The organism is Pseudomonas sp. s4 (genome assembly GCF_046764235.1).
Classification (GTDB): Bacteria; Pseudomonadota; Gammaproteobacteria; order Pseudomonadales; family Pseudomonadaceae; genus Aquipseudomonas; species Aquipseudomonas asiatica.
In genome coordinates this window covers 1,924,849-1,948,674 of record NZ_CP177209.1, presented here as the reverse complement: position 1 = coordinate 1,948,674, position 23,826 = coordinate 1,924,849, and the positions used below count along the sequence as shown (strand labels likewise).

Sequence of the window (23,826 nt, the reverse complement as noted above, 5' to 3'; positions counted from 1 at the left end):
CTTCCTTGAAAAGAGCCCAGCAACCTAACCCCTGCATGACAATCAGACAATACTGGCAGGGTGCCAAGCCCACCCTGCCCCCGGCTTCAGGCTACCGCCTTGTCCACGCTGCGCCCGGCCTCCAGTTCACGCACCAGCGGCAGCACATGTTCGCCGAAGTACGCTACTTCCTCCTGGAAGTGCAGGAACCCGGACAAGATCAGATCCACACCCACCGCCTTCAGCGCAACGATGCGCTCGGCAATCTGCCGCGGTGTACCGATCAGGTTGGTCTTGAAGCCATCGTTGTACTGCACCAGGTCTTCGAAGCTGGACCTGGCCCAGTTGCCCTCGCCCTCCGGGCTGGCAGAACCGGCATGCTTCACTTCCTGGCCAAACGCCCGCACCGCCTCGGGGTTGGCCTTGTCGATGATCTCCTGCAGCACCGCACGCGCCTGCTCTTCGGTGTCGCGAGCGATGATGAAGGCATTGACTCCAACCTTTACCGAATGGCCGTTGGCCGCCGCCTTGGCGCGGATATCGTCGACCTGCGCCTTGATCCCTTCCACGCTGTTGCCGTTGGTGAAGTACCAGTCCGACACGCGCGCCGCCATGTCCCGTGCGGCACGCGAGCTGCCGCCCTGGAAAATCTCCGGGTGCGGCTGCTGCAGCGGCTTGGGTTTGAGGTTGTAGTTGCGAAAGCGATAGAAGTCGCCGTTGAAGGTGAAGTTGTCCTGGGTCCAGATGCCCTTCAGCGCGCGGATGAATTCCTCGGAACGGCGATAGCGTTCGTCGTGGTCCAGCCAGGGTTCGCCGATGGCGTGGAACTCGCCCTTGAACCAGCCCGAGACCACGTTGATGGCGATGCGGCCGTTGGTGAACTGGTCGATACTCGCCAGCTGCTTGGCCGCCAGCGCCGGGTTCCACGGGCCTGGCAGGATGGCGGCGATGACCTTGAGCTTTTCCGTGGCAGCGAGCAGCGCGTGGCTGATGGTGACCGACTCGTGCTGATTGTCGGCGCCGTAGCCGGCGGTGAAACGGATTTGCGACAGGGCGTAGTCGAAACCGGCCTGTTCGGCGATTTGCGCGAGCTTGCGGTTGTAGTCGATGTCCCAACTGGTGCGTTGCTCGATGGTGCTGACCACCAGGCCACCACTGACGTTGGGGACCCAGTAGGCGAACTTGATCGGGGCTTGGCTCATGGTAAGGCTCCTTGGTGATCCTCGGGTTCAAGGAGGCAGGAGCAGCAAACATGCCAGGCTTTAAAGTGTTTTTATTTCAATGGGTTAGCTGAAATTGGCGGCGATGTTGGCTGCATGCGGTCGAACAAGCTGCTGGATCGCTGTTGCCTGCACAACATCGCCGCCCCGGGGCAGGTCAGCGGTTCTTGCGCATGCCCATATGCGCGTCATCCATCAGCGCCTTGGCCATGTCGCAAAGAAAGTGCGAAGCCCAGACCAGCACCGGTTCGTTGTCCATCACCCCGATAAACGATGCTCGCCGTGAGCAGTCCATCAAGACCGACGCTTGTTCGATGGCATGGTCGCAGCAGTTTCCCGGTTCTACGCGGAACAGTTTCTTGCCGTCCAGCACACCATCCAGGAACGTGGCCGCGCCTACGGTCAGGCCCAGTGTGCCGGTGTCGTCATCCAATTCCTTGTCCATCTGAAACCCTCTTTTGAATCTGCCGGCCAGTGCGATTTCCCGGTTGCAGTCCCTGGCAGGAAAACCACACCGCCCAGGCTGGCAAAATTTGAAAATCAGCTCATCAGTGCAATGTATGCACCGGCTGCCCGCCCCGGAGCTGCACCTGAGCAATCGCCGACTCCAGCAGCGTGCGCACAGCCTCCATTTCATGCATGACCGCCAGGGTCATGATCGTGGCGGTAGATCTGGGGAGCGAGGCTATCGCGTGATGGCCTACGGACAAGGCGCAGAGCACGTATTCCGTGGCCTGGATCAGGGTGTCTTCCAGGTGATGGGGTGAGTCGGAAATGGGGGGATCCGGGACTATTTTGAGCATGGTCACATCTCGATTTCGTGAGAGAAAACCACACCCCATCCCTTGCAGAGAATGGGTGGCGGCTACGTACGGGCCTGCAAGACCGGGGAAGATCGAGAAAAACCCAGCTGACCCGAAGGTCACCCGTACGCAGCCACCATTAAGCACAACCATTGGCACAGACCAACGGCTCGATGATGAGCACGCTTTCGATACTTCCCCAGGCTTGCAGACCCGGTCGTTGAATTTGCAACGACAGGGCGAGACTAGGGGGCTCAGGTTTCCATCGCAATGGTGAAACGGCTTGAAAAGGATGATTCAGAAATGGACTACGAGGAAGGGGAAAAATCTGATTAGTTCTTGTAGGAACTGATATGAGTTTCTCTAAAAAGACTCAAAGATCCGAGTGTGAAGCACAGCGCTTGGCAGTACGCTGTGCTTCTTTCAAATGCTCACTACAACGCCAACCGCGCCAGTCGCTGCAAAGCTCGAATCACCTCCTGATCCCGGTTCTCCAGCACATCCGCCTGAATACGCGCGATCACAGCCTTCAGCAATTCGGTCTGGTTCATCTCTGTATGCTGCTGAAGCGCAAGCATGTCCTCCGCCATGTACGGATTGACCTTCATCGACAACCGCCGAGTAACATTGGAACGCGCAAGCCCGCGCTGCTCTCGCTGTTCATCCAGCGCCTGAAGGAACGTTTGATGCGCCGCATGCAACTGCTCACACTGCTGCGCCTGCACCAACTGTTGGAAATAGTGGGCAAGAAACAACTTGCGCAAATTTGCCCCCGCCTCATTACTGACCGCATGCATGGCCGCATCGAGCACATCCAGATAGACCGCCGGCAAACGCGCCTCAATCGACTTGAGCTGCTGCTTGCGCGCCTCGCGGATGGCCGGCGTGGATTGCGATGGAATGGCGACCACACCATCACAACGAGCGCACACGCCCACCAGAATGTCCTTGGCCACCCCTTGGCCATCGCTAAACGGCACATCCCGGCGAGCATAGTGCGTGGGCACCACTGCCTGGCAATGCTCGCAAAGCGCATTTCCTCTGTCGCCTTCGAAAAAGATCTTCATGATCTGGGTACTCACTGGTGAACGCTGATGAACCAAGTGTCTGGCTCGATGAAAAAGAACTTTATGTACCAACCATCCCGTTTGAGCACATGCACCTCGATGGCTGCGACGGCATGGTGAGGGGTGCTGGCGTGATGAATACCCCTGCATGAGCGAACGACTTCGGCAACCTCGCCGGCTGACACTTCCCCTGTAGCCAGCAGGTTCTTTACATCGATATCCCTGCGTGAAACGTGTTGATACTCCCCTGACTCAAGCGCCGCTATCACCGCTCGCTGGGCCTCCCTGAAGCCGAATTTCATAGCTCATCCCTGCCAATACGAAAATCATCGTACAAAACCCGAATCAAATCTACCGTTTGCCGAGCCCGGGCGACCAATGGCACCCCGGCCAGCTCAAGACAGCGATCCGGAACACGCATGAACTATGGTCCCATCGACCGCAGGACGGCGTAGAGCAATGTAACCAACGCTTTCATGGCCTTTTCCGACTGCCCGTTCGAGGGCAAAACCTGCTCCCACGAACACATCACCGAGGCGTCATTCAGGTAAGCTCAGCCCAGCGCAATGCAACCACCAAGGACGGTACCCATGCATTCACTGACCAATGAACAAGTGCTGGCAATCATCCACGAGAACCCGATAAACCGGGCATTGCTGGCCGCCCTGCCAGCGCTGGATATCCCGCACTGCATGTTGACGGCAGGCGCCCTGTTCCAGACATTCTGGAACCACCGCGCCGGGCTACCTTCGGAGAGGGGCATCAAGGACTATGGCATCGCCTATTTCGACGCCGACTTGTCCTGGGAGGCAGAGGACCGTGTCATCGCCCGGGTTCATCAGGCGTGCGCGCACCTGGGCGTCAACGTGGAAGTGCGCAACCAGGCCCGTGTTCACTTGTGGTACGAGGCGAAGTTCGGCGCATGAGCGACATTGAAATACTGTCCTTGTCCCCAGACGGTCGCTACCAAGTCCAGGCGACCCCGTGGGAAGCAGGCAACTCGCACTGGCTGTTCCCGCCGCAAATCATAGATACCCAAAACGGAAACGTGGTGTTTGGTTTCGAGGATCCTCTGTGGTCAGCAGATCTCATTACCTGGCTAAGCCCGACCCGGGTCGAACTAACGCTGCGCAAATACCCCGGCCATCGAGTACCTTTGGGGCTCACGATGATCGTTGACTGTGCGCTGCGTATCGCTGAATGTGGCGATGGAACGCACATTGAATTAGCCCGTCTGGAAAGCACCCTTGAGGGAATGCTCGACCTGCTCGGCTGAACTCACTTGTCAGCAAGGGACTGAATGATGAATTGGAAGGCTCTGGAACAGGCGCTGTTCGACGCCGCCAGACAGACATTGCAAACGCTGCTCGATGAGGGGGGCAGCCCTTTGTACGCCGCAGCGTTTCATGCGAGCTATCGAGAAGAAGAGGCGGTTCTGTCACTGCCCAGCTTTGCCGCAAACAGCTTGCAAGCACTCTGCGAAGACTACCCCGACGAGGAAGATGAAAGCTTCAGTTCGGTGAAGTGGAACCCGGCGGACTGGCGCTGGGATTGGGAAATCTGCGCTGGTGAGCCGTTCACGCAGCTCGATGATGAACTGCAAGCCCACGCCAATCGGCTTGGCCCGCGCCAATGGCAAGCGGCTGAGCAACGCTTGCTGGTCACCGTTAGCCGTGCCGCCAGGTCGCTGGGCCGCCATTTCAGTCAGCATCCTGGTGTGACGCCTGGCTTCGTGGTGATTTTTCATGACTTTGCTGGCTATATGCCCTTGGCCAAGCGCAGCATGACCCGCCAGCAATTCGAGGATAATTTCCCTGTCGAACTGGCCATTGAAAACACCCTGCGCGGTGTCGCTGCCTTGCCGCTAGCCGAGCAGGTCGCGTTCTACGTCAGCCGCTTACATTGTTCGGATGGTATTTCGGGGGAAGACGCAGAGCGCTGGCTAATTGCCAACGGCCGTCCCGCGCAGGCAGCGCTTATCGAGCAGCTAAACGGGCACAAACAGCCTACCACTGCCGCGCGTATTCTCGGACTGGCCGGCATGGCTGATGAGCCCGTCATCCAGGCCCTGCGTCGACAGGCGATTGAGGCCTGTGAGCAACCGACCCGCAACTGGAGTGCAAAAGCCTTGGGTTACCTTGAGGATTTCGACTGGCTTATGCAGCAAACGCCCGACGTCGTTGTCGCGGGTATTTGCGCTAACTTCGACGGTTTCCGCCGGCGGGGCGTGCAGCCACCGGTGCTTAACTACACACCCGTTAAGCATCTACTCGATCAGCGTCCTGAGCTTCGGGCTGCTGTTGAAGAGACACTTGAAGAAGTCTACGGCCAGATCAATACCACCGCCGCCGATGTCAGCGAAGCCTTGCACGGTTTGATTTCACCCCACGTAGTCATTCGTCGTCATGCTGTGAGTGGATTGAATAACCGTGGTCTGCTGCCCGACGACGCGCTTCGAGCCATCGAGGCGCTACGCCTAGCAACACAGGATACCGATGAGCAGGTGCGGCACGCTGCGGGACTTGGCCTGGAAGCTTTGAAACCCGGCCTGGCTCATCGTTTTTCCTGAGTGCACCGCAGATGGATAAATTACGAGTGTTCATGAGCAATTCGCCGGGCATGGGCCTACAGGTTACCGATTCAACTAGGTGATGAGCGTGTGCCCTGTCGGTCGGTTGCTGGAGTCTGGTTCTGACCCGAAGCAGGGCTTCTCAAGATTAAAGGATGCGTCATGTTGAATGAACCGAGCTTGGGGATTTGAACGTCCGCAATGGGTAGATAGCGGTCACTCACGAACGGCCGCTCTCGACCCAAAGCTGCCTCTCGGGAAAGAAGCAGCCGTTTAAGAGCGATAAATTTGATCAGCGTGGCCATTTCAAGAGAGCTATGAACAACTGATCTGCAACTCATCAATCAATGGGCAAAGAGAGCTCAAGCTTTCCATCGGATCTAAAATTGGATATCTGAACACGGATTAAATTACCCAATGGAAAGTGAGCCATAACAACCGTATTAAGAGGCAGCTTGCTGCGATGAAGAAGGCCGCTATGCCCGTTAACCCGCACAAATACCCCAAAGTCTTTCACGCCTGTTACATATCCTTCGTAGGTGCCGCCAACGGTTAGACCTTCTACTTTTTTACTTATCAAAGAGGCAGGCGACTCCAAACAAACCTGAACAAAATCTCTATCGAGATTCAGCGAGCTTACATAAAAGTAACCCTCAAAGCCTTTAGCCCTACGAAAACCATCGTGCCTGTTTGGCAATACCGCCACTAGCCCGACCTCTAGCTCGACCGAACAATAATTTTTCTTGACAGCTATCACTTTGCCTTTTATCGGCAAACAGTCATCCAGACAACGAAACGCTTCGCCCCACGCCGGTGACTCTTTACGTGAATATAAGGCTTGCAACCAATCGCGCACTGCGGGCGGAAGCACGATGCCGGCAGTAAGATTGCTCATAATATTGACAGTTTTAAACCAGTGCCCGTTATTGGGACAGGCGTTTATGCGCTCGGTCAAGTTCACGGAAAAATCCGCCGATGCTGCGTGGTGGGGCGCTATGGCTATGAACTTTGCCGCCAGTAGTGGCCATTCAGGTTTGGCCTTGGTACTTTCAAGCCATGTGGCGACCTGCGCGATGAAATCACTGGACTGGAATCGCTGATCTAGCATCGCCTCGCAAACAAAGCCCCATTCCTTAGTGTTTTCGCGCCCGGCCAGCCACCCAGCACCAAGGCACAACAGTTCACCGAGCTGCATGTCGTGCGGCGGCGACTTACTCTGTGCCAACAACTCTTCCCAGATAAATACCCACTCTGTCCGGTCTTCGCGCCCTGTCAGCCACTCCCTACCAAGGCGCAACAGCTCACCGAGCGGCATGTCTTCAGACTCGGACTTACTCTGTGCCAACAACTCTCGCCAGATATACGTCCACTCTGTCCGGTCTTCGCGCCCAGTCAACCACTCCCTACCAAGGCGCAACAGCTCACCGAGCGGTATGTCTTCTGGTAGTGACTTACTCTGCGCTAGCAAATCCTGCCAGATATAATTCCACTCTGCCCGGTCTTTACGCCCGGTCAGCCACTCCTTACCAAGACGCAACAGCTCACCGAGCGGTATGTCCTCTGGTAGCGACTTACCCTTCGCCAGCAAAGCCCGCCAGGCATACGCCCAATCGGCCCGGTCTTCGCGTCCGGCCAGCCACTCCCTACCAAGGCGCAACAGCCCACCGAGCGGCATGTCTTGCGGCAGTGACTCACCCTGCGTCAGCAAAGCCCGCCAGACATACGCCCACTCGGCTCGGTCTTCGCGCCCGGCTAGCCACTCCGTACCAAGGCGCAGCAGCTCATCGAGCGGCATGTCTTGCGGCAGTGACTCACCCTGTGCCAGCAACTCTTGAAAGACATGCGCCCACTCGGCCCGGTCTTCCCGGCCAGCCAACCATTCCCTACCAAGGCGCAACAGACCACCGAGTGGCATGTCTTCTGGTAGCGACTTACCCTTCGCCAGCAAAGCCCGCCAAGCATACGTCCAATCGGCCCGGTCTTCGCGTCCGGCCAGCCACTCCCTACCAAGGCGCAACAGCCCACCGAGCGGCATGTCTTGCGGCAGTGACTCACCCTGCGTCAGCAAAGCCCGCCAGACAAAACTCCACTCGGCCCGGTCTTCGCGCCCGACCAGCCAAGCTCTTCCCAAAAAAGCCAGATCATCCAGTTGTGGCCTGCTATGTTGCGCTAGGGCATAAAGGTCGCCAAATACATAAGCCCAATCGGCTCCGTCATTTTCCTCACGCACACGATGAAGGCCAAGAGTCAATACAGGATCGGCTTTCCAATCTGGTCTGCAGCTATCAGGTAGGAGTTTCTTCCAAACAAAATGCCAATCAGTGCGGCGGAAGTGTTTTTGCAGCCAAACCAGCCCCATGTGATGCCATACAGAGCTACGTCCGGAATCATGCTCTAGGCAGTGCTCCCAATCTAAAGACCATGTAGGGTGCGATATCTTCAGTGGGTCCGCCAAATGCTCTGCAGCCCAAGCGAAAAGCTCGTCGTGCTTTGGGTAGCTCCCGGCCAGACGGCTCCAACAACCTGACCAGACCTTATTTGCTGACTCCATGCGAGCCAGCGCATTGTCGAGGAGATTTGTTCCAAAAACTGAGGCAATGCAGGGAATCGCCGCAGCCCAACAAGCCCAACTAGTGGCGGCTTCCGCCGATCCGTCCGCATCAAGTGCCAGCAGCGCCTGCTCGTTTGTCCATAACTTGGCACACTCGCGTCCCAAGCGAGTGCGGTCCACAATACTCAACCGTTCACTCGTCAGAGCTTCCCCGCGTGCAGAAAATACCCGCAACAGTTGCAAAACCAAGCCTGTATTACGGTCGGCAAGCGCACGCCGGAAGATGGCTATCAAATCGTTGGTAAAGGCATCAGCATTAGCTGGCTTGCGTAGTGAGCGATACAGGGCATCGGCCAGATGTGGATGCGTCAGGCGAACGATTTGCGACTCGTTGTCCGCGTCTAACAGACTGAAATCGCCTTCGCCATTTAAGGTGGCAAGCTTTTCGCGGTCATCTTCGGTCAGCCAGTCGTAAGGTGCACGCAGGTAGAGCCGATTCATTGCCAGAGGCAGGCGTAGCGCTTCTTCTAGACCGTTGAGGCGAACCCGCTCTGCAAAGCGTTTTGCGAAGGCTTGTAGATCGCCGTGCGCCAATTCCACTGCCAGCGAGACGAATAGACCCTCATCATCTTTCGAAGCCTGAGAAAAAGCAGCGCCGCGGTTCGGCACTTGGCCGGTGCGAACGCAATACCAAGCTTCGATCTCGGCAGCCTCGCTCGCGGCAATGGTTTCCACTGTTTCGCGATGAACTTCGAAACCACCGAAAGCAGAATCTTCTTTAAAAGACTCAGCAAATTCAGCTGGGCCACAAGTCAGGATCATTGGCCATGCCTGGTGACCGCGCTCGTCGATGAATTCGCCCAAACGTGCAAGATCAAGCCGTTCACGAGCGTCGCGATCATATAGATCATCGATAGCAATGAAATCCGGCCACCACTCGCTAGGCGTACCAATAATCGCACGCAGGGCAGGCTCTAGTAATTCGGCCTGTCCTTTGAGCCATAAAACCCGCCAGCCTTCCCCGACAAGTCGCTCAACCGTCTGGAGTAGCAACACGCTCTTACCGACACCGGAACGACCACTCAACCAAAAAACGCGAGCCTCGCTCTTAAGGTCGCGCTGACTGAGATCCTTGCATTTGAGCAACGTGGCATAAAGAGCGTCCAGGCGGTGGGCGCGCGCCATGTATTGCTGATCACGCAGTCGCGCTAGGGTGATTTCACGCCCGATTTCCAGCGAGGGGCTGGGATGAACGACACATTGAAAATCTGCCGAAGTCAGAAGTTGCCCAGAACGCTCGTGCATCTGCCGAGCTTGTGCGAAGCGCTCACAAATATCGTCACGAATACGCTGTGCATCTGCAGCAGTTGGCGCACGAGTCAAGGCACGATCCAGCGCAAAGCGCAGGAAGCCGTAGGGATCTTTCAAATGCTTCCATACAGCGGCAATTGCTCTCCACCACGGGTCGGGCTCGATGCGTGGCGGCAAAAGCCGATCTTCTTGAAGAAGCGTATCTATAATCGAACGGGCTGCATGTTTTTCCGGAATTTCTCTCCATTGCAACGCGACATCACCTTTTGACGCGACGAGCTCGAATTTCACCAGATCACGCAAGCTTGGGTGGTGTTTTCTAAGAAAGCAATCGATGGCCTCGACCTCGGCTGCAGCATCCTTGAGAGTCTCCTTCGTTAAGGTTCGCTTGACTTGGATGCAGACTAAGCGCCCCCCCTCGGTTTGCTTAGCCAGATCTGAAAGTGCTTCCAGAAATAGCCCGCCTGCCTCATCAAGCCCCTGTCCTTCGCCAGCAAGAGACTCTGCAAACTCGGCCAGATAGCAGCGTAGCTGGTAGTCAAAGCCAGTTAAGGCATAAATACCACCGAGGGCTCTGCGTGATTGCACCTGCTCGTAAGCAGAGAGAATTGATGTCAGTTCGTCCATGAGTAGATGATCGCAAAACTCTTAAGAGAAGCCCAGACCTTCGGAATTTGCGTCCTCGAATCTTTTTTGCTCCGCTAATAGCTATGAGCCAGAAGACCTGCAAAAAATTGTCAAAAACTGTTTCGTCCGAGCGGTATGAATTAGTTGCCCGACAAGCTGAATCGCATTCCGGTCATTTGAATTCAGCTTCGCCAACGTGGGTCGCCGCTTCTGGCCGATAGCCGCCCTCCGCGACCGACCGCTTCGGGTCGATAGCTGCCGGTCGTGGATGAGCGCTTTCGCCCCAGAGCGGCTCTTGGCGGAGGGTAACTAACGAACAGAAGCAGTCTCCCTAAGCGCCGACAAATAGAGTGACGGTCCAGCTGCCCTTTCAACTGACCTTGCTGCGATACCAAACGGAAGTCCGTTCATTATCAGCTTGGGATTTTCGTATTTCGAACTGTCGTGATTCGTGCAGGACATGCCTCCAGCGATTGCAACCGTAGCGCTTGGGCGACTGCTCCGGATAGGTATCACTAATCCAGCGGATCGCTGCTTCCAGTCGAGTCCAGCCACCTTCGGCAAGCTTGGCTTCTGCCTCACGTAAACAGGAGCAGATCCCACTGCCAGGCCAATCGACCGAGCCGTCCTCCCGTATGCCGTCGAGCGCATCTTCAAATACCTGGCTCTGTATAAACGAAGCCATTTTAACTTGTGCCTCAACCATGGTTCTGGCCCAACATTGCAGGTTCAAACAATGCCGATTGATGGTCTGGTAGCTTTCCTCCAGATAACCATCCGCAGCCTGGCAGCCTGACTCTGACCAGAGATCGAAATGCTCAATGAAGTGGTGAACCAGCTTGTTACGCAGGTCGACCAACGCCTTGGTAACCACCTTCGTTGCCTCATAATGCTCGACTGGCATTTCCAACTGGTTTCGATAGCTGAACCCGATCTGGTCACAAGCATCGGCGTCCGTCTGTGACTCCTCATTTTTTGGGGACTGGATCAGAAAGCTTTCGGTCAGCATCCTGACCAACATGCCCATGGTTTTTTTCTTGGTACGTGCGATCTTCTGCTCACGGATGGCATGCAGCCGATCCACAGGGCCGCTCAACTCAGCATGCGCGACTATGACTTTCAGCAGCTGTTCGTATTGTTGCAAACGCAACAGACAGCGTCCGAGCTTGCGCTGCACCACAGGTTGAAGTTCAGGTACATCATCCGCGGGCATGGTAGTGACTTCATCCATGATCAACGACTCACCTAAAAGTGGCAGGGCTGGAGCAATTCACGGCAATGCGCTTGCCCTGCAAGGAGGGCCTGCAATGCGTATATCGGGCGCTTTTCAAGCGTCAGTATAGGTTGAGGATTTTTACCCGCATCGGTCGACAGCTACCCCTGGCACTCAGGACCATTCAATGGCGACGAGCCTGTTCTGCAGGCGTCGTAACGGCCTGGATCAATACTCGTGTTGAAGCTATACCCAAAGGGTTCAGAGTAGCGATGAACCATCCGCCCTGTTAGCGACTGGGGGAACTTCGCGGTGTCGAATCAGCTGGTCATACGCAACATGACCCGTCCCGAACTGGACGAGCTCGTCGATTGGGCTGCCCGTGAGGGTTGGAATCCCGGCGTTCACGATGCCGAGCTGTTCTGGGCCACGGACCCTGCCGCCTTCATTGCAGCGTCCCGGGGCGGCGAATTGATTGGTGGCGGTGCAATCACTTCCTACAACGGCGAATTCGGTTTCATGGGTTTTTTCATCGTCCGGCCTGAGTATCGCGGTCAAGGCCTGGGCAATACCCTCTGGCACGCACGCCGCGAGCGACTCCTCGCCCGCCTGCGCCCAGGCGCGAGCATTGGCATGGATGGCGTGTTCGCAATGCAGGACTACTACGCCAAGGGTGGGTTCGTCTTCTCCCATCGCAACATGCGTTTTCGTGCCAAGGCCACCGGATGCCCGGCGAGCTCGCAGGTAGCCAACCAGGACATCGTCCCGTTGGCTACCTTCCCGTTCGATGAGGTAGTCGATTACGACCGCACCTGCTTCCCTGCCGCGCGCGCAGCCTTTCTGAGCGGGTGGATAGCCCAGGCCGATGCACTCGCCGTGGGTTGCCGCCGCGAGGGCAGGCTTAGCGGCTATGGCGTGGCAAGGCGCTGCCGGGAAGGCTACAAGATCGGCCCCTTGTTCGCCGATGACGACCTGGCAGCCAATGCCCTATACGCGCGCCTGGCAGAATTTGCGCAAGGTTGCCCGCTGTTTCTGGATGCCCCCGAGAATAACCCCGCCGCCATGGCGCTTGTGCGCCAACAGGGCATGATCGAGGTTTTCGGCTGCGCATGCATGTACCTCGGCCCTCCTCCGGCGATCGCACACGAACGTGTGTTCGCCGTCACGACCTTCGAGCTGGGCTGATGTCGGCTCGCAACCTGATCGGTTATGGCGGCAACCCACCCCACCCGCGATGGCCCGGTGGGGCGCGCGTCGCGGTCCAGTTCGTACTCAACATCGAAGAGGGCGCGGAGTCATGCATGCTCAATGGCGACGCACAGTCGGAGGCCTGGCTTCATGAGCTACCGGGCCGCCCGCCGCGTGTGGGGGAGCCGGACCTGAGCGTCGAGGGCATGTACGAATACGGATCGCGCGCAGGTGTGTGGCGCATTCTGGAGCTGTTCGGCGCCAGGGGCCTGCCGCTGACCGCCTTTGCCGTTGGCCGAGCACTGGAACTGACCCCGGCGGTTGGCCATGCGCTCTGCGCTGCCGGGCATGAGATTGCCGGGCATGGCTACCGTTGGCTGGACTATCGCGACATGCCTGAAGACCAGGAGCGGCGCCATATCCGCCTCACCATCGACGTGATCGAGCAGATCTGCGGTAAACGCCCCGTAGGTTGGTATACAGGCAGGGTCAGCCAGAACACCCGCCGCCTGTTGCGTGAGGAAGGTGGGTTTCTCTATAGCTCGGATGCCTACAACGATGATCTGCCCTACTGGCTCCCAGGCTCGCCCGCCCACCTGGTGATTCCGTACACACTGGTCAACAACGACGCCCGCTATCTGCTGCCCAATGGCTTCGCCTGCGGTGAAGACTTCTTCCGGCTGCTGAAGGATGCTTTCGACCTGTTGTGGCAGGAGGGCGCGCACCACCCGAAGATGATGAGCGTGGGCCTGCATGGGCGGATCAGTGGCCATCCTGGTCGTGCGATGGCGCTGGCGCGCTTTCTCGATTACGTGCAAGGCCACAACGAGGTGTGGATCTGCCGGCGAGAAGAGATTGCCAGGCACTGGATAGCCCAGTTCCCCGCCTGAGCGGTCGCTGGTTCGCAACAAACGCGGGATCAGCTAACGGCCGGCCCTGCCAGACGCGCCGAGCACAGCCATGCGCTGGCATTTCATCAGGACCTTACGGCCGGTTTCGACAAAGGGCGTGACGATCAGGCTATAGACCGTCAGGTAACGCTGGTGGTCCTGCTCACCGGTGCCGAAGCGGATGTTTTCGGGCGTTGATGTAGTGACATAGAGCGTGCCGAACATCCAGTCCCAGAGGGACAGGTTGGTGCCGAAGTTCCGGTTGAAATGGCGCGGGGCATCACTGTGATGGATCTGGTGCTGGGCCGGGCTGTTCAACACATGTTCCAGCTGCGGGCCGAACGACAGCCAGACATGGCTATGCCGCAGGTTGGCCGCCAGGCTGTTGAAGATGAACACCAGGTAGGTCACGCCGAACAGGGTGTAGCGGCTGACTTCACCGCCGCAAAGGTACCAGAAGCATCCGGCGTAGAAGCCGATGCCAATGCCGGTGCTCAGTTTCTCGACGATCTTTTCCACGAAATGCACCCGGCTCGCCGTCGCCGGTACCAGCACGGGCGCCGAATGGTGGACCTTGTGAAAGGCCCAGAGCCAGCGGGAGTGAAAGGCCCGGTGCGCCCAGTAATGGATGAAGTCCTTGAGCAGGAACACCCCCAACCCGTAGAGCAAAGACAGTGCGAGGTTTTCGCCCAGGCGCGGGCGCGCGCCCCAGAGGTTGCTGAAAAAGGCCAGGTAATCGCCGGAGCGCAGGATGTAGGGGTCGACCAGTTGGACGACGGGCAGCACCAGTGCAACCTTGAGGATGGCCCGCACGAAGTAGTAGCGGTAGTCCAGCAGCGCCGAGGGATGCAGATGTACCCGGGCGCCGCCGATGAATAGCCAGAACGACTGGGCGTCGCTCAGGCCGCGCCGCTTCCTGAAACGGAACAGACCGTAGGCTGCGCCATAGGAGATGCAAAGGAACAAGGCCCCGAAACGGCCGTTCATATTGAAAATGCCGAGAAACTGGTCGGTAACGGGCGTAATTACCCACTCGGTCAGGTGCTCAAAGACAAGCGACAGGGCATCCACGAAACGTCAGCCTCGGCAAAAGGGACGCAATTGTAAATCAGATTAATTTACTCCAGTGGTTTTATGCATGGCCTGGTGCTGCCTCACCAGCTCCCGCCTGCAGGCACTGCCGCAGTGAAAGTGGCGGCGAAGTGCGCTGGCGATGCTCGGAGTTCATTGATCAGCGTGAACGACCCGCTTCGCCCAGTCGACCGATCATGCCGGGCCGGTTACGCTGGCGCTTCCCCTTGCACGGAAGCGCCAGCGACCGCACTCACCCTGCTGCCCTCCCCTGCGAACACCGAAAGCACCGGTGCCATCCACGGCACGGTCAAGACAATCCCCGATACAGCAATCCCGGCTAGGCGCCTGCATGACTGAACAACGGATGCTAGCGCTCACCGCACCTCCCGGAGATTCCGTTCGTTGACTGATTCACAGCACAAAGCGACTTACGCGAAACGGTTCGAAGCCGTGCTTGCCTACATCGACAGCCACCTCGAAGGTGACCTGTCGGTAAATGCCCTGAGCCGCGTCGCGCACTTCTCGGCATTTCATTTCCATCGGCAGTTCACGGCATACATGGGCGTTTCGGTTTCACGGTATGTGCAACTGATGAGGCTTCGACGCGCGGCGCACCAACTGGTTGCCTCGCCTGCCATCTCCGTGCTGGAAGCAGCTTTCGGCGCCGGCTTCGAAAGCCCCGAAGCCTTTTCCAGGGCCTTCAAGCGTGCTTTTGGCGTGGCACCGAGCGTATTCGCCAAGGCCCCGAACTGGCAGGCCTGGAGTGCGGTTTTCGTTGTTCCTCATCTTTCAAGGAGTATCACCATGCAGATCCGCATCGTGGATTTCGCCGAAACCCATGTGGCCGCGCTCGAACACCAAGGGGCGCCCGGCCTGGTCAGTGAAAGCGTTGCGCGTTTTCGCCAATGGCGCATTCAGAGCCGCCAGTCATCGGTGGCCAGCAGCCGAACCTTCGGCATCCCCTACGACAACCCCGACACCACCCCGGCGCACGCCTTTCGCTTCGCCGTGTGTGGCGAGATATGCGAAGCCGTGCAGCCCAACGATTTCGGCGTACACGAACGCATCATCCCGGCGGGCCGCTGCGCTGTGATCCGGCATACCGGCTCGCCTGACTACATTGGCGAAACCATCTATCCGCTTTATCGGGACTGGCTGCCTTCGAGCGACGAGGAACTGCGGGATCATCCGTTGTTCTTTCACTACTTGAGCGTGTATCCGGAAACGCCGCTGGAGCAATGGCAAACGGATATCTACGTGCCGCTCAAGTAAGTTGGCTGGTGGCTAATCTGGGGAGAAGGCTGCTGGGCCGCGCATAGATCGAGTCCAGACGGATGCCCGGCTCTCTTGGTAAACTAGCTGCCTGCCCTGGCTATCACCGAGCACTTGCCGTCGACTTTTGCCAGGGCGCGCAACCGGATTGCTACAAACACCTTCGAAACTGCTGAATTTGGTACAAGACACGTTGAACGATATGACCACAAACCCAGGCTCTAACCCAGCAACCACGTGCCCTGAGCCTTCCCGTCGCTTCAGCGTTGCACCCATGATGGACTGGACAGACCGCCACTGCCGGTTCTTCCTGCGCCTGCTTTCCAAAAACACCCTGCTGTACACCGAAATGGTCACCACCGGTGCCCTGCTGCACAACGACGCCCACCGTTTCCTGCGCCACGACGTCTCCGAGCACCCGCTGGCCCTGCAACTGGGCGGCAGCGTGCCGGCCGACCTGGCCGCCTGTGCCCGCCTGGCCGAGGAGGCCGGCTACGACGAGGTCAACCTCAACGTCGGCTGCCCGAGTGACCGGGTGCAGAACAACATGATCGGCGCTTGCCTGATGGCCCACCCGGCACTTGTGGCCGATTGCGTGAAAGCCATGCGCGATGCGGTGTCTACCCCGGTGACGGTCAAGCACCGCATCGGTATCAATGGCCGCGACAGCTACGCCGAGCTGTGCGACTTCGTCGGCCAGGTGCGCGAGGCAGGCTGCCGGAGCTTTACCGTGCATGCGCGCATCGCGATCCTGGAAGGGCTGTCGCCGAAGGAGAACCGTGAGATTCCGCCGCTGCGCTATGACGTGGCGGCGCAGTTGAAGGCGGACTTCCCGGACCTGGAGATCGTGCTCAACGGCGGGATAAAGACCCTGGCCGAGTGCCAGGCACACCTTGAAACCTTCGATGGGGTGATGCTGGGGCGTGAGGCGTACCACAACCCTTACCTGCTGGCCGAGGTGGACCAGCAGCTGTTCGGCAGCGAGGCGGCGGTGGTCAGCCGCAGCGAGGCGCTGGCGCAGTTGCGGCCTTATATCGTCGAGCACATGGAAAGTGGTGGCGCGATGCACCACGTTACCCGGCATATCCTGGGGCTGGCCCAAGGGTTCAAGGGGGCGCGGCGCTTCCGCCAGTTGCTGTCGGCGGATATCCACAAGGCGGCGGAGCCTTTGGCGGTGTTCGACCAGGCGGTGGAGCTGTTGCAGGGGCGGTAACCCGGCCCGAGCATCTGACGCGGTCGGGTGTAGGAGCGGCCTTGTGTCGCGAAAGGGCTGCAAAGCAGCCCTGGCAATTTGGGCACCAGCGCTGAAGCCCTGGGGCTGCTTTGCAGCCCTTTCGCGACACAAGGCCGCTCCTACAAGGGGGCGCGACAGCTTCAGACGTGTGCATGCGGAACCTAGGGGCCGCTTGCGACTCGAATCCTCACCTTTCGCACCGCGCTTCGCGAGCCCTTGAGTGGCCGCCGGGGCTCGGGTAATGTCGAGTCATTGCACAGGACAGAGCACGCCCATGACCTCCAAGCTGGAACAACTCAAGCAGTTCACCACCGTGGTCGCCGACACCGGGGACCTGGACGCCATCACCCGCCTGAAACCGGTCGATGCCACCACCAACCCGTCGCTGCTGCTCAAGGCTGCGGCCATCCCGGGTTACGCCGAGCTGCTCAAGCAGGTGAAGGCCGATGCCAAGGGTAATGTCGACCTGGCCTGCGACAAGTTCGCGGTGGCCGTGGGTTCGGGCATCCTCAAGGTCATCCCGGGGCGTATCTCCACCGAGGTGGATGCCCGCCTGTCGTTCGATGAACCCGCCCTGCTGGCCAAGGCGCGCAAGCTGATCGAGCTGTACGAAGCCGCCGGCGTTGGCCGCGGCCGTGTGCTGATCAAGCTGGCCTCCACCTGGGAAGGCATCCGCGCCGCCGAGAAGCTGGAGAAGGAAGGTATCCAGACCAACCTCACCCTGCTGTTCTCCTTCGCCCAGGCCCAGGTCTGCGCCGATGCCGGGGTGTTCCTGATTTCGCCGTTCGTGGGCCGTATCTACGACTGGTACAAGAAGAGCACCGGCCAGGAATACGTGGGCGCCGAAGACCCGGGCGTGCAGTCAGTCACTCGCATCTACAACTACTACAAGGCCAACGGCTACGGCACTGTGGTCATGGGCGCCAGCTTCCGCAATATCGGCCAGATCGAACAGCTGGCCGGCTGCGACCGCCTGACCATCAGCCCGGAACTGCTGCAGCAGCTCAGCGATGACCAGGGCGACCTGCCACAGGTGCTTAAGCCGGGCAATGCCGGCGAGCCCAAGCAGCAGCTGAACGAAAGCCAGTTCCGCTGGGCGATGAACGAAGATGCCATGGGTACCGAGAAACTGGCCGAAGGCATTCGCCAGTTCGCGCGGGACCAGGAGAAGCTGGAGAAGTTGATGGCTGAAAAGGCCTGATATATTTCGGGATTGCCTGACGGGCGGGAAGTGTTCAGCATTTTCCGCCCGTTTTTCGTCTGGCCCCATCAAGTGCCGGGCTTTAGCAGTTTGTTGAATTCAATGGCCCTATCGCCGGCAAGCCAGCTCCCACAGTTACTGCACAGCCTTCGAGATCAGCGCTGTACCTGTGGGAGCTGGCTTGCCGGCGATAGGGCCGGTTAGCCCTCAGAGCTGTCGATGACCTCCTCTACCCCATTGCCCCTCGTACTCGCCGGCCCGGTACTGCGCCGCCTGGAACCTCAGCGCCTGGCCATCTGGCTGGTCGCCACGCAACCGCTGCAACCCGAATTCATCTTCCCGGCAGGCGAGGCCCAGGTCGATTGCCAGGTGGTCGCGGTGGGCCAGCACGCCTTCATCCACCTGCTGGACATCCACTTCGCCCAGCCGCTGCCCTGCAACCAGCTGCTCGACTATGACCTGCTCATCAACGGCCAGGGCATCGCAGGCTGGGCGCCGCACCTGCTTTACCCCGGCGCCCGGCGCCCAAGCCTGGTACTGCGTGATCGGCTCGACCACCTGCTGCACGGTTCCTGCCGCAAGCCGCATTTCCCGGCCGCCGATGGCCTGCTATGCGCCGACCGCCTGCTGCTGGCCTGCGAAAAACCCGCGGACCGCCCCGCCGTGCTGCTGATGACCGGCGACCAGGTCTATGCCGACGACGTTGCCGGCCCGATGCTGCGCGCCATCCACAGCCTGATTGCGCGGCTGGGCCTGTTCGATGAGCAACTTGAGGGCGCTGTGGTGCCCGACAGCCAGGCGCTGTACCAGCACCCGGCCTGCTATTACCACCGCGCCGACCTGCTGCCAGCGCAGGAACGCAACGAAACCCTGCGCGAGCGCTTTTTCGGCGGCAAGCGCAAGCCGATATTCTCGTCCAGCAACGCCGACAACCACCTGGTGACCTTCGCCGAGGTCATGGCCATGTACCTGCTGGTGTGGTCACCGGTGCCCTGGCAGCTGGTGAACCTGGACATGCCCGACGGGCTCACCGCACCGCGCCAGGCACGTTACCGGCAGGAGCTGCCGCTGATCCAGGCGTTTGCCGACAACCTCGGCCAGGTAGCGCGGGTGATGGCCCACCTGCCGTGCCTGATGATCTTCGACGACCACGACATCACCGACGACTGGAACCTATCGGCGCTATGGGAAGAAACCGCCTACGGCCACCCCTTCTCGCGGCGGATCATCGGCAATGCCCTGCTCGGCTACCTGCTGTGCCAGGCCTGGGGTAACGACCCGCAGGGTTGCAAGCCACTGCTCGGGCAATGCCAGGCGTTGAACAGCCAGACCCAGGATGAGCTGATCGGCGCACTGCTGCGCTTCCAGGGCTGGCAGTTCAGCCTGCCCACCAACCCACCCTTGCTGGTGCTGGACACCCGCACCCGCCGCTGGCGCAGCGAAAGCAGCCTGGCCAAGCCGTCCGGCCTGCTCGACTGGGAGGCGCTGAGCGAGTTGCAGCAAGCACTGCTGGACCACCCGTCGGCGATCATCGTGTCACCTGCGCCGATTTTTGGCGTGAAGCTGATCGAGACGGTGCAGAAGCTGTTCAGCTGGCTGGGCTACCCGCTGCTGGTGGATGCCGAGAACTGGATGGCCCACCGCGGCGCAGCGCAGGTCATCCTCAACATCTTCCGCCACTCGCGCACGCCGGGGCACTACGTGGTGCTGTCCGGCGATGTGCATTACTCGTTCGTCTATGAAGTGCTGATCCGCCACCGCCAGCGCAGCCCGCACTTGTGGCAGGTGACCAGCAGCGGGATCAAGAACGAATTCCCGCGGCGCCTGCTGGATGTGCTCGACCGGCTCAACCGCTGGCTGTATGCGCCACGCTCGCCGCTCAACTGGTTTACCAAGCGGCGGGAAATGGAGGTGGTGCCGCGTACGCCCAGCCATAGCAAGGCTGGCGAGCGGTTGTGGAATGGTGCGGGGTTGGGGCAGGTGTTCTTCGATGAACAGGGGCGGCCGGCGCGGGTGTATCAGCTGGATGCGGGTGGGGGTGAGGCTACCGAGTTTGCGCGGTGAGGGTGATCAGGCAGGTAATGCTTGTGTTGGCCTTGCCGGCCTCTTCGCGGGTAAAACAGCTCCCACAGGGGCAACACAGGTTTCGAATGCAACGCAGTACCTGTAGGAGCAGCCTTGTGCTGCGAAGAGGCAGGTATGACAAAAGATATTCTGTGGCAGTGCTGGCCTCTTCGCAGCACAAGGCTGCTCCTACAGGTGAGTGCATGACTCAAGACTGGTGCATAACCTGTGGGAGCGGGTTTACCCGCGAAGAGGCCGGTACAGGCTGAAGATCAGGTCCGCTCCAGCGCATTGACCAGGTCATGGAAGGCTTCACGGTTGGAGTCGTTCAGGCCCATGAGGATCTTGTGCGCCTCCAGCACCTTGGAGCGCACCACGTCTTCGTTCTGGTCCTGGGACGGCAGGTCGGTCAGGCATTCCGGACACGGGATCGGCCGATCGACGATGTTGAACACCTGATCGAAGCCCATCGACTGCAACAACCGGGAAATGTCCGGGTTGGTGGTGACCACGGTCGGCAACAGGCCCACCTTCTGGCGCGACAGGATCGACAACTTGGCCAGCAGGCCCAGGGTGGTACTGTCGATGCTCTCGGTTTCGGTCAGGTCGATGACAATCGCCGAGAAGTTCAATGCGGTGAAAATCTTCTCGATCGTCGCATCCAGCGCCGAACACAGGGTCAGGCGCACTTCACCGACGAATTTCAGGACGAAGGTACCGCTCTGCTCGGCGAACTGGATTCTACCGGTACTCATTGAAGGTTCCTGCTCAACACCAATAGGGCGATATCATCCGGCATCTCCCCAAGCGTAGCCAATCCGAATCGTTGACGCAGCCCATCCAGGCTGCCACCTGCTGCCCTGACGATTTCCGGCAGGGCGGTTTCTTTATCTTTGAGCGTATCACCCGGCAAAAGGTCCAGAATGCCATCGGACATCAGGCTGAGGCTGAACTGCGGCGGCAGCTCCACTACCAGGTCCTGGTAGGTAGCCTCGTCGAACAGCCCTACCGGCAGGCCGCGGCCTTCCAGGTAGCGGGTGTGCTCGGGGGTGTGCAGCACCGGCAGCGGCAGATGGCCGCCAACGGCGTAGGTCAGCAGGCCGGTGTCTTCATCGATCACCCCGCCAACCATGGTCACGTGCTTGCCCAGCTTGCAGTTGATCAGCCCGCGGTTGATGTGGCTGAGCACCTGCGAGGGTTTGAACTCGCGCATTTTGCTGCCGCGCTTGAATTCGAACAACAGCCGTGTGGTCATGAACTTCAGCAGCACGGTGACGAACGCTGAGGACGCGCCATGCCCGGAGACATCGGCGAGATAGAAAGCGATGCGCCGTTCGTCCACCCGGAAGTAATCGGCAAAATCACCCGACAGGTACAGCGACGGGATGATTTGGTGCTCGAAGGCGAACTCGCCGGCCACCCAAGGGCTTTCCGGCAGCATGTTCATCTGCACCTGGCGACCGGCGGTCTGGTCCTCCTGCAGCAGGTGCAGGCTGGCCTCCAGTTCGCGGTTGGCGGCTTCGAGCTTGTCGCGGTAGCGCTGGTTTTCCAGCACCAGACGCGAGCGGTCGAGGGCGCGGCGCACCGAATGCTCGAGCACGGCCAGGTCTTCCAGCGGCTTGATCAGGTAGTCGGCAGCGCCCAGGCGCAACGCTTCCACCGCATCACTCATGACGCCGGCACCGGACACCACGATCACCGGCAACTGCGGGGCGCGCTCGCTGACCTGGCGGATCAGTTCGAGGCCGCCCATCTGCGGCATGCGCAGATCGCAGATCACGAGGTCGGGCTGGTGTTCTTCGAAGACCTGAAGCCCCTGCTGGCCATTGCCGGCCTGGAGGACGCTGAAGCCACTGTCTTCAAGATAGGCGGCGAGGCTTGCACGGACCACGTCGTCGTCATCGATGATCAGCAGCGTTGCACTGGTTTTCTGCATGTGGGCGAACGGCGCCGATTTAGGTTGGTGCAGCGGTGTCGGCAAGGCAGACGGCCAGCTACGGGAATTCTTTATGGTCACACTCTACTTGAGTTGTAGGACAAGAACACCTGCCCGGCAACTGTCTGGCAACTGCGAGAGCTACCTTGTAAGGCGCAGACGGTACTCCCATCCGGCAGGCGTTTCAAGCATGCAAGGGTCGACCCCGGCGCACTTTACAGGGCAAATCACCGAGAGTTATAAGAAAGTCGACCAGCGCAACCCGACGGGAAGGATGCAGCATGCCCCACACGCCCTCCAGCCATGGCGAGAAACGCGATTTCATCCGCATGCGCATTGACACCGAGGTCAGCCTTCTGCACGAAGGCCAGGTGATCGCGGCAGTGTGCCTTGACCTGTCCAGCGGCGGCATGCAGGTGCAGGCACCGCAGCGCTTCCAGGTGGGGGACCATATCGAGGTACGGATCGAGTCCGAGCATCCGGCGCTGAAAGGGCTGCACGCCAGCACGGAAGTGGTGTGGATTGCCGACCAGCCGGGCGGGCAGCAGAAGTTCGGGTTGCGGATTGTGGCGATGCATTGATGGCCCTGCTGGCCCCCCCCTGTAGGAGCGGCCTTGTGTCGCGATGGGCTGCGCGGCAGCCCCCGGATTCAGCTTCGCCGCATGAGTTGCCGGGGCCGCTTTGCGGCCCTATCGCGACACAAGGCCGCTCCTACACGGGGACTGCACAGGACCAAGCACGTGCAGGATCAGAAGTCGTCTTCGACCTCGCCATCCTTGACCTTGAACTCGCGGTTCTGCAGGTAGGCGTTGCGAATGAAGATGTACTTGTCACCCTGGATCAGCTTCTCTGCCGACAGCAGGTCGGCGCGGGTGTCGATGATGTCCAGGGCAAAGATCGAATTGCGCGTCGGCACATGGTCGATGTAGCGGTAGGGTTTGGTGTAGGTATCCGGGTACTTGGCCACGCCGTCACGCACGGTGCTCGGGCCCAGCAGCGGGATGACCACGTACGGGCCGCTCGGCACGCCCCAGTAGCCGAGGGTCTGGCCGAAGTCCTCGTCGTTGCGCTGCAGGCCCATCTTGGTACCCACGTCGAAGAAGCCGCCCAGGCCGAAGGTGGTGTTGACGATCAGCCGCGCAGTGTCCACGCCCGCCGCATGGGGCTTGAACTGCAGCAGGTCGTTGGCCAGGTTGGTCACGTCGCCCAGGTTGCGGAAGATGTTGTGGATGCCATCCTCGAGGAACTGCGGGGTGACCGCCTGGTAGCCCTTGGCCAATGGCTTGAGGGCATAGGTGTCGAGGGTATCGTTGAAACGGAAGATCGGGCGGTTGACCGCTTCCCAGGGATCTTCCTCGGTGGCTGCCTGAGTGGCTGCCACGGGCGCCAGCAGCATGCTGGCGCAGACACAGGCCTGGGTGACTCGTTCGATCACACTGGCACCGATCCTACGCATAGGTGTTTCTCCATCGAATTTCTCGGCCGCAAGCGCAAACGGGTGCGCTGCTGTACGGCGGCAGTATAGAGGCTTGCGGGCTGATAAACAGCTTTACACATCTCTGCTCAATATTTTGTGAACAACTGTTGCGCGGTGCCGGTTGTCACAGGGCGGTAACAATCGCCGAAT

At 59.5% G+C, this 23,826-nt stretch carries 20 protein-coding genes and 1 pseudogene; 10 read left to right on the top strand and 11 right to left on the bottom strand.

Features of this window, described 5'->3' with window-relative positions:
- Positions 1-86: 86 nt before the first annotated feature.
- From sfnG to ACK56M_RS09070, 5 genes are all read right to left on the bottom strand, one after another.
- Entirely contained in the window at positions 87-1,181 is a 1,095-nt protein-coding gene (sfnG, locus tag ACK56M_RS09090; RefSeq protein WP_015269623.1) for a dimethylsulfone monooxygenase SfnG, read from the bottom strand.
- A 175-nt stretch (positions 1,182-1,356) separates the two neighbouring features.
- Positions 1,357-1,644 carry a DUF3077 domain-containing protein gene (locus ACK56M_RS09085; RefSeq protein ID WP_015269622.1) on the bottom strand — a complete coding sequence of 96 codons (288 nt, stop codon included), beginning with the start codon at positions 1,642-1,644 and terminating at the stop codon, positions 1,357-1,359.
- Positions 1,645-1,747: 103 nt separating this feature from the next.
- Positions 1,748-2,002, bottom strand: a complete 255-nt coding sequence (locus tag ACK56M_RS09080; protein ID WP_411959373.1) for a hypothetical protein — start codon at positions 2,000-2,002, stop codon at positions 1,748-1,750.
- A 434-nt stretch (positions 2,003-2,436) separates the two neighbouring features.
- The gene (locus tag ACK56M_RS09075; protein WP_043936103.1) at positions 2,437-3,069 is read right to left on the bottom strand and encodes a hypothetical protein; all 633 of its coding nucleotides are present in this window, start codon (positions 3,067-3,069) and stop codon (positions 2,437-2,439) included.
- 11 nt (positions 3,070-3,080) lie between these two features.
- Entirely contained in the window at positions 3,081-3,371 is a 291-nt protein-coding gene (locus ACK56M_RS09070) for a hypothetical protein (RefSeq protein ID WP_015269619.1), read from the bottom strand.
- Positions 3,372-3,659: 288 nt separating this feature from the next.
- Between ACK56M_RS09070 and ACK56M_RS09065 the strand changes: the two are divergent.
- The 3 genes and pseudogenes from ACK56M_RS09065 to ACK56M_RS09055 form a co-directional block, all read left to right on the top strand.
- Positions 3,660-3,989 (top strand): annotated as a pseudogene (locus ACK56M_RS09065) (nucleotidyltransferase family protein); the annotation flags it as partial.
- Between the two features lie 2 nt (positions 3,990-3,991).
- Positions 3,992-4,345, top strand: coding sequence for a hypothetical protein (locus tag ACK56M_RS09060; protein ID WP_015269617.1), 354 nt, complete (start codon positions 3,992-3,994; stop codon positions 4,343-4,345).
- 24 nt (positions 4,346-4,369) lie between these two features.
- Positions 4,370-5,638, top strand: a complete 1,269-nt coding sequence (locus ACK56M_RS09055) for a DUF4303 domain-containing protein (protein WP_411959372.1) — start codon at positions 4,370-4,372, stop codon at positions 5,636-5,638.
- 340 nt (positions 5,639-5,978) lie between these two features.
- Here ACK56M_RS09055 and ACK56M_RS09050 read toward each other — a convergent pair whose 3' ends face one another.
- Both ACK56M_RS09050 and ACK56M_RS09045 read right to left on the bottom strand, forming a co-directional pair.
- Complete coding sequence (locus ACK56M_RS09050) at positions 5,979-10,127, bottom strand: S1 RNA-binding domain-containing protein (RefSeq protein WP_102059576.1); 4,149 nt, start codon at positions 10,125-10,127, stop codon at positions 5,979-5,981.
- Between the two features lie 370 nt (positions 10,128-10,497).
- Positions 10,498-11,358 carry an OST-HTH/LOTUS domain-containing protein gene (locus tag ACK56M_RS09045; protein WP_052329208.1) on the bottom strand — a complete coding sequence of 287 codons (861 nt, stop codon included), beginning with the start codon at positions 11,356-11,358 and terminating at the stop codon, positions 10,498-10,500.
- Positions 11,359-11,652: 294 nt separating this feature from the next.
- On the opposite strand from ACK56M_RS09045, the gene ACK56M_RS09040 reads away from it, so the two are divergent.
- Both ACK56M_RS09040 and ACK56M_RS09035 read left to right on the top strand, forming a co-directional pair.
- The gene (locus ACK56M_RS09040; RefSeq protein WP_411959371.1) at positions 11,653-12,525 is read left to right on the top strand and encodes a GNAT family N-acetyltransferase; all 873 of its coding nucleotides are present in this window, start codon (positions 11,653-11,655) and stop codon (positions 12,523-12,525) included.
- Positions 12,525-13,418, top strand: a complete 894-nt coding sequence (locus tag ACK56M_RS09035) for a polysaccharide deacetylase family protein (protein WP_411959370.1) — start codon at positions 12,525-12,527, stop codon at positions 13,416-13,418. Before ACK56M_RS09040 ends, ACK56M_RS09035 begins: the two co-directional genes overlap by 1 nt.
- A gap of 33 nt (positions 13,419-13,451) precedes the next feature.
- On the opposite strand, the gene ACK56M_RS09030 is transcribed toward ACK56M_RS09035, so the two are convergent.
- On the bottom strand, positions 13,452-14,489 hold the full coding sequence (locus ACK56M_RS09030) for a sterol desaturase family protein (RefSeq protein ID WP_191471860.1): 1,038 nt from the start codon (positions 14,487-14,489) through the stop codon (positions 13,452-13,454).
- A 405-nt stretch (positions 14,490-14,894) separates the two neighbouring features.
- Between ACK56M_RS09030 and ACK56M_RS09025 the strand changes: the two genes are divergently transcribed.
- The 4 genes from ACK56M_RS09025 to ACK56M_RS09010 all read left to right on the top strand — a co-directional run bounded on the left by ACK56M_RS09025 (position 14,895) and on the right by ACK56M_RS09010 (position 20,263).
- The gene (locus ACK56M_RS09025; protein ID WP_015269611.1) at positions 14,895-15,764 is read left to right on the top strand and encodes an AraC family transcriptional regulator; all 870 of its coding nucleotides are present in this window, start codon (positions 14,895-14,897) and stop codon (positions 15,762-15,764) included.
- A gap of 202 nt (positions 15,765-15,966) precedes the next feature.
- Complete coding sequence (gene dusA / locus ACK56M_RS09020; RefSeq protein ID WP_411959369.1) at positions 15,967-16,977, top strand: tRNA dihydrouridine(20/20a) synthase DusA; 1,011 nt, start codon at positions 15,967-15,969, stop codon at positions 16,975-16,977.
- A gap of 295 nt (positions 16,978-17,272) precedes the next feature.
- The gene (tal, locus tag ACK56M_RS09015; protein WP_411959368.1) at positions 17,273-18,199 is read left to right on the top strand and encodes a transaldolase; all 927 of its coding nucleotides are present in this window, start codon (positions 17,273-17,275) and stop codon (positions 18,197-18,199) included.
- Positions 18,200-18,418: 219 nt separating this feature from the next.
- Positions 18,419-20,263 carry an alkaline phosphatase D family protein gene (locus ACK56M_RS09010; RefSeq protein ID WP_100413497.1) on the top strand — a complete coding sequence of 615 codons (1,845 nt, stop codon included), beginning with the start codon at positions 18,419-18,421 and terminating at the stop codon, positions 20,261-20,263.
- A 272-nt stretch (positions 20,264-20,535) separates the two neighbouring features.
- Here ACK56M_RS09010 and rssC read toward each other — a convergent pair whose 3' ends face one another.
- Both rssC and rssB read right to left on the bottom strand, forming a co-directional pair.
- On the bottom strand, positions 20,536-21,018 hold the full coding sequence (rssC, locus tag ACK56M_RS09005) for an anti-sigma factor antagonist RssC (RefSeq protein WP_013971741.1): 483 nt from the start codon (positions 21,016-21,018) through the stop codon (positions 20,536-20,538).
- The gene (rssB, locus tag ACK56M_RS09000; RefSeq protein WP_015269551.1) at positions 21,015-22,199 is read right to left on the bottom strand and encodes a two-component system response regulator RssB; all 1,185 of its coding nucleotides are present in this window, start codon (positions 22,197-22,199) and stop codon (positions 21,015-21,017) included. Before rssB ends, rssC begins: the two co-directional genes overlap by 4 nt.
- Positions 22,200-22,480: 281 nt before the next feature.
- Between rssB and ACK56M_RS08995 the strand changes: the two genes are divergently transcribed.
- On the top strand, positions 22,481-22,780 hold the full coding sequence (locus ACK56M_RS08995; protein WP_013971739.1) for a PilZ domain-containing protein: 300 nt from the start codon (positions 22,481-22,483) through the stop codon (positions 22,778-22,780).
- Positions 22,781-22,947: 167 nt separating this feature from the next.
- On the opposite strand, the gene ACK56M_RS08990 is transcribed toward ACK56M_RS08995, so the two are convergent.
- Positions 22,948-23,655 carry a VacJ family lipoprotein gene (locus tag ACK56M_RS08990; RefSeq protein WP_015269550.1) on the bottom strand — a complete coding sequence of 236 codons (708 nt, stop codon included), beginning with the start codon at positions 23,653-23,655 and terminating at the stop codon, positions 22,948-22,950.
- Positions 23,656-23,826 lie beyond the last annotated feature (171 nt).

What these genes read in the sequence shown, in the direction of transcription:
- rssB (WP_015269551.1), bottom strand. Translation starts at nt 22,199, where the DNA reads ATGCAGAAAACCAGTGCAACGCTGCTGATCATCGATGACGACGACGTG.
- ACK56M_RS09045 (WP_052329208.1), bottom strand. Translation starts at nt 11,358, where the DNA reads ATGGATGAAGTCACTACCATGCCCGCGGATGATGTACCTGAACTTCAA.
- ACK56M_RS09010 (WP_100413497.1), top strand. Translation starts at nt 18,419, where the DNA reads ATGACCTCCTCTACCCCATTGCCCCTCGTACTCGCCGGCCCGGTACTG.
- tal (WP_411959368.1), top strand. Translation starts at nt 17,273, where the DNA reads ATGACCTCCAAGCTGGAACAACTCAAGCAGTTCACCACCGTGGTCGCC.
- ACK56M_RS08995 (WP_013971739.1), top strand. Translation starts at nt 22,481, where the DNA reads ATGCCCCACACGCCCTCCAGCCATGGCGAGAAACGCGATTTCATCCGC.
- ACK56M_RS09085 (WP_015269622.1), bottom strand. Translation starts at nt 1,644, where the DNA reads ATGGACAAGGAATTGGATGACGACACCGGCACACTGGGCCTGACCGTA.
- ACK56M_RS08990 (WP_015269550.1), bottom strand. Translation starts at nt 23,655, where the DNA reads ATGCGTAGGATCGGTGCCAGTGTGATCGAACGAGTCACCCAGGCCTGT.
- dusA (WP_411959369.1), top strand. Translation starts at nt 15,967, where the DNA reads ATGACCACAAACCCAGGCTCTAACCCAGCAACCACGTGCCCTGAGCCT.
- ACK56M_RS09035 (WP_411959370.1), top strand. Translation starts at nt 12,525, where the DNA reads ATGTCGGCTCGCAACCTGATCGGTTATGGCGGCAACCCACCCCACCCG.
- rssC (WP_013971741.1), bottom strand. Translation starts at nt 21,018, where the DNA reads ATGAGTACCGGTAGAATCCAGTTCGCCGAGCAGAGCGGTACCTTCGTC.
- ACK56M_RS09050 (WP_102059576.1), bottom strand. Translation starts at nt 10,127, where the DNA reads ATGGACGAACTGACATCAATTCTCTCTGCTTACGAGCAGGTGCAATCA.
- sfnG (WP_015269623.1), bottom strand. Translation starts at nt 1,181, where the DNA reads ATGAGCCAAGCCCCGATCAAGTTCGCCTACTGGGTCCCCAACGTCAGT.
- ACK56M_RS09055 (WP_411959372.1), top strand. Translation starts at nt 4,370, where the DNA reads ATGATGAATTGGAAGGCTCTGGAACAGGCGCTGTTCGACGCCGCCAGA.
- ACK56M_RS09060 (WP_015269617.1), top strand. Translation starts at nt 3,992, where the DNA reads ATGAGCGACATTGAAATACTGTCCTTGTCCCCAGACGGTCGCTACCAA.
- ACK56M_RS09080 (WP_411959373.1), bottom strand. Translation starts at nt 2,002, where the DNA reads ATGCTCAAAATAGTCCCGGATCCCCCCATTTCCGACTCACCCCATCAC.
- ACK56M_RS09070 (WP_015269619.1), bottom strand. Translation starts at nt 3,371, where the DNA reads ATGAAATTCGGCTTCAGGGAGGCCCAGCGAGCGGTGATAGCGGCGCTT.
- ACK56M_RS09075 (WP_043936103.1), bottom strand. Translation starts at nt 3,069, where the DNA reads ATGAAGATCTTTTTCGAAGGCGACAGAGGAAATGCGCTTTGCGAGCAT.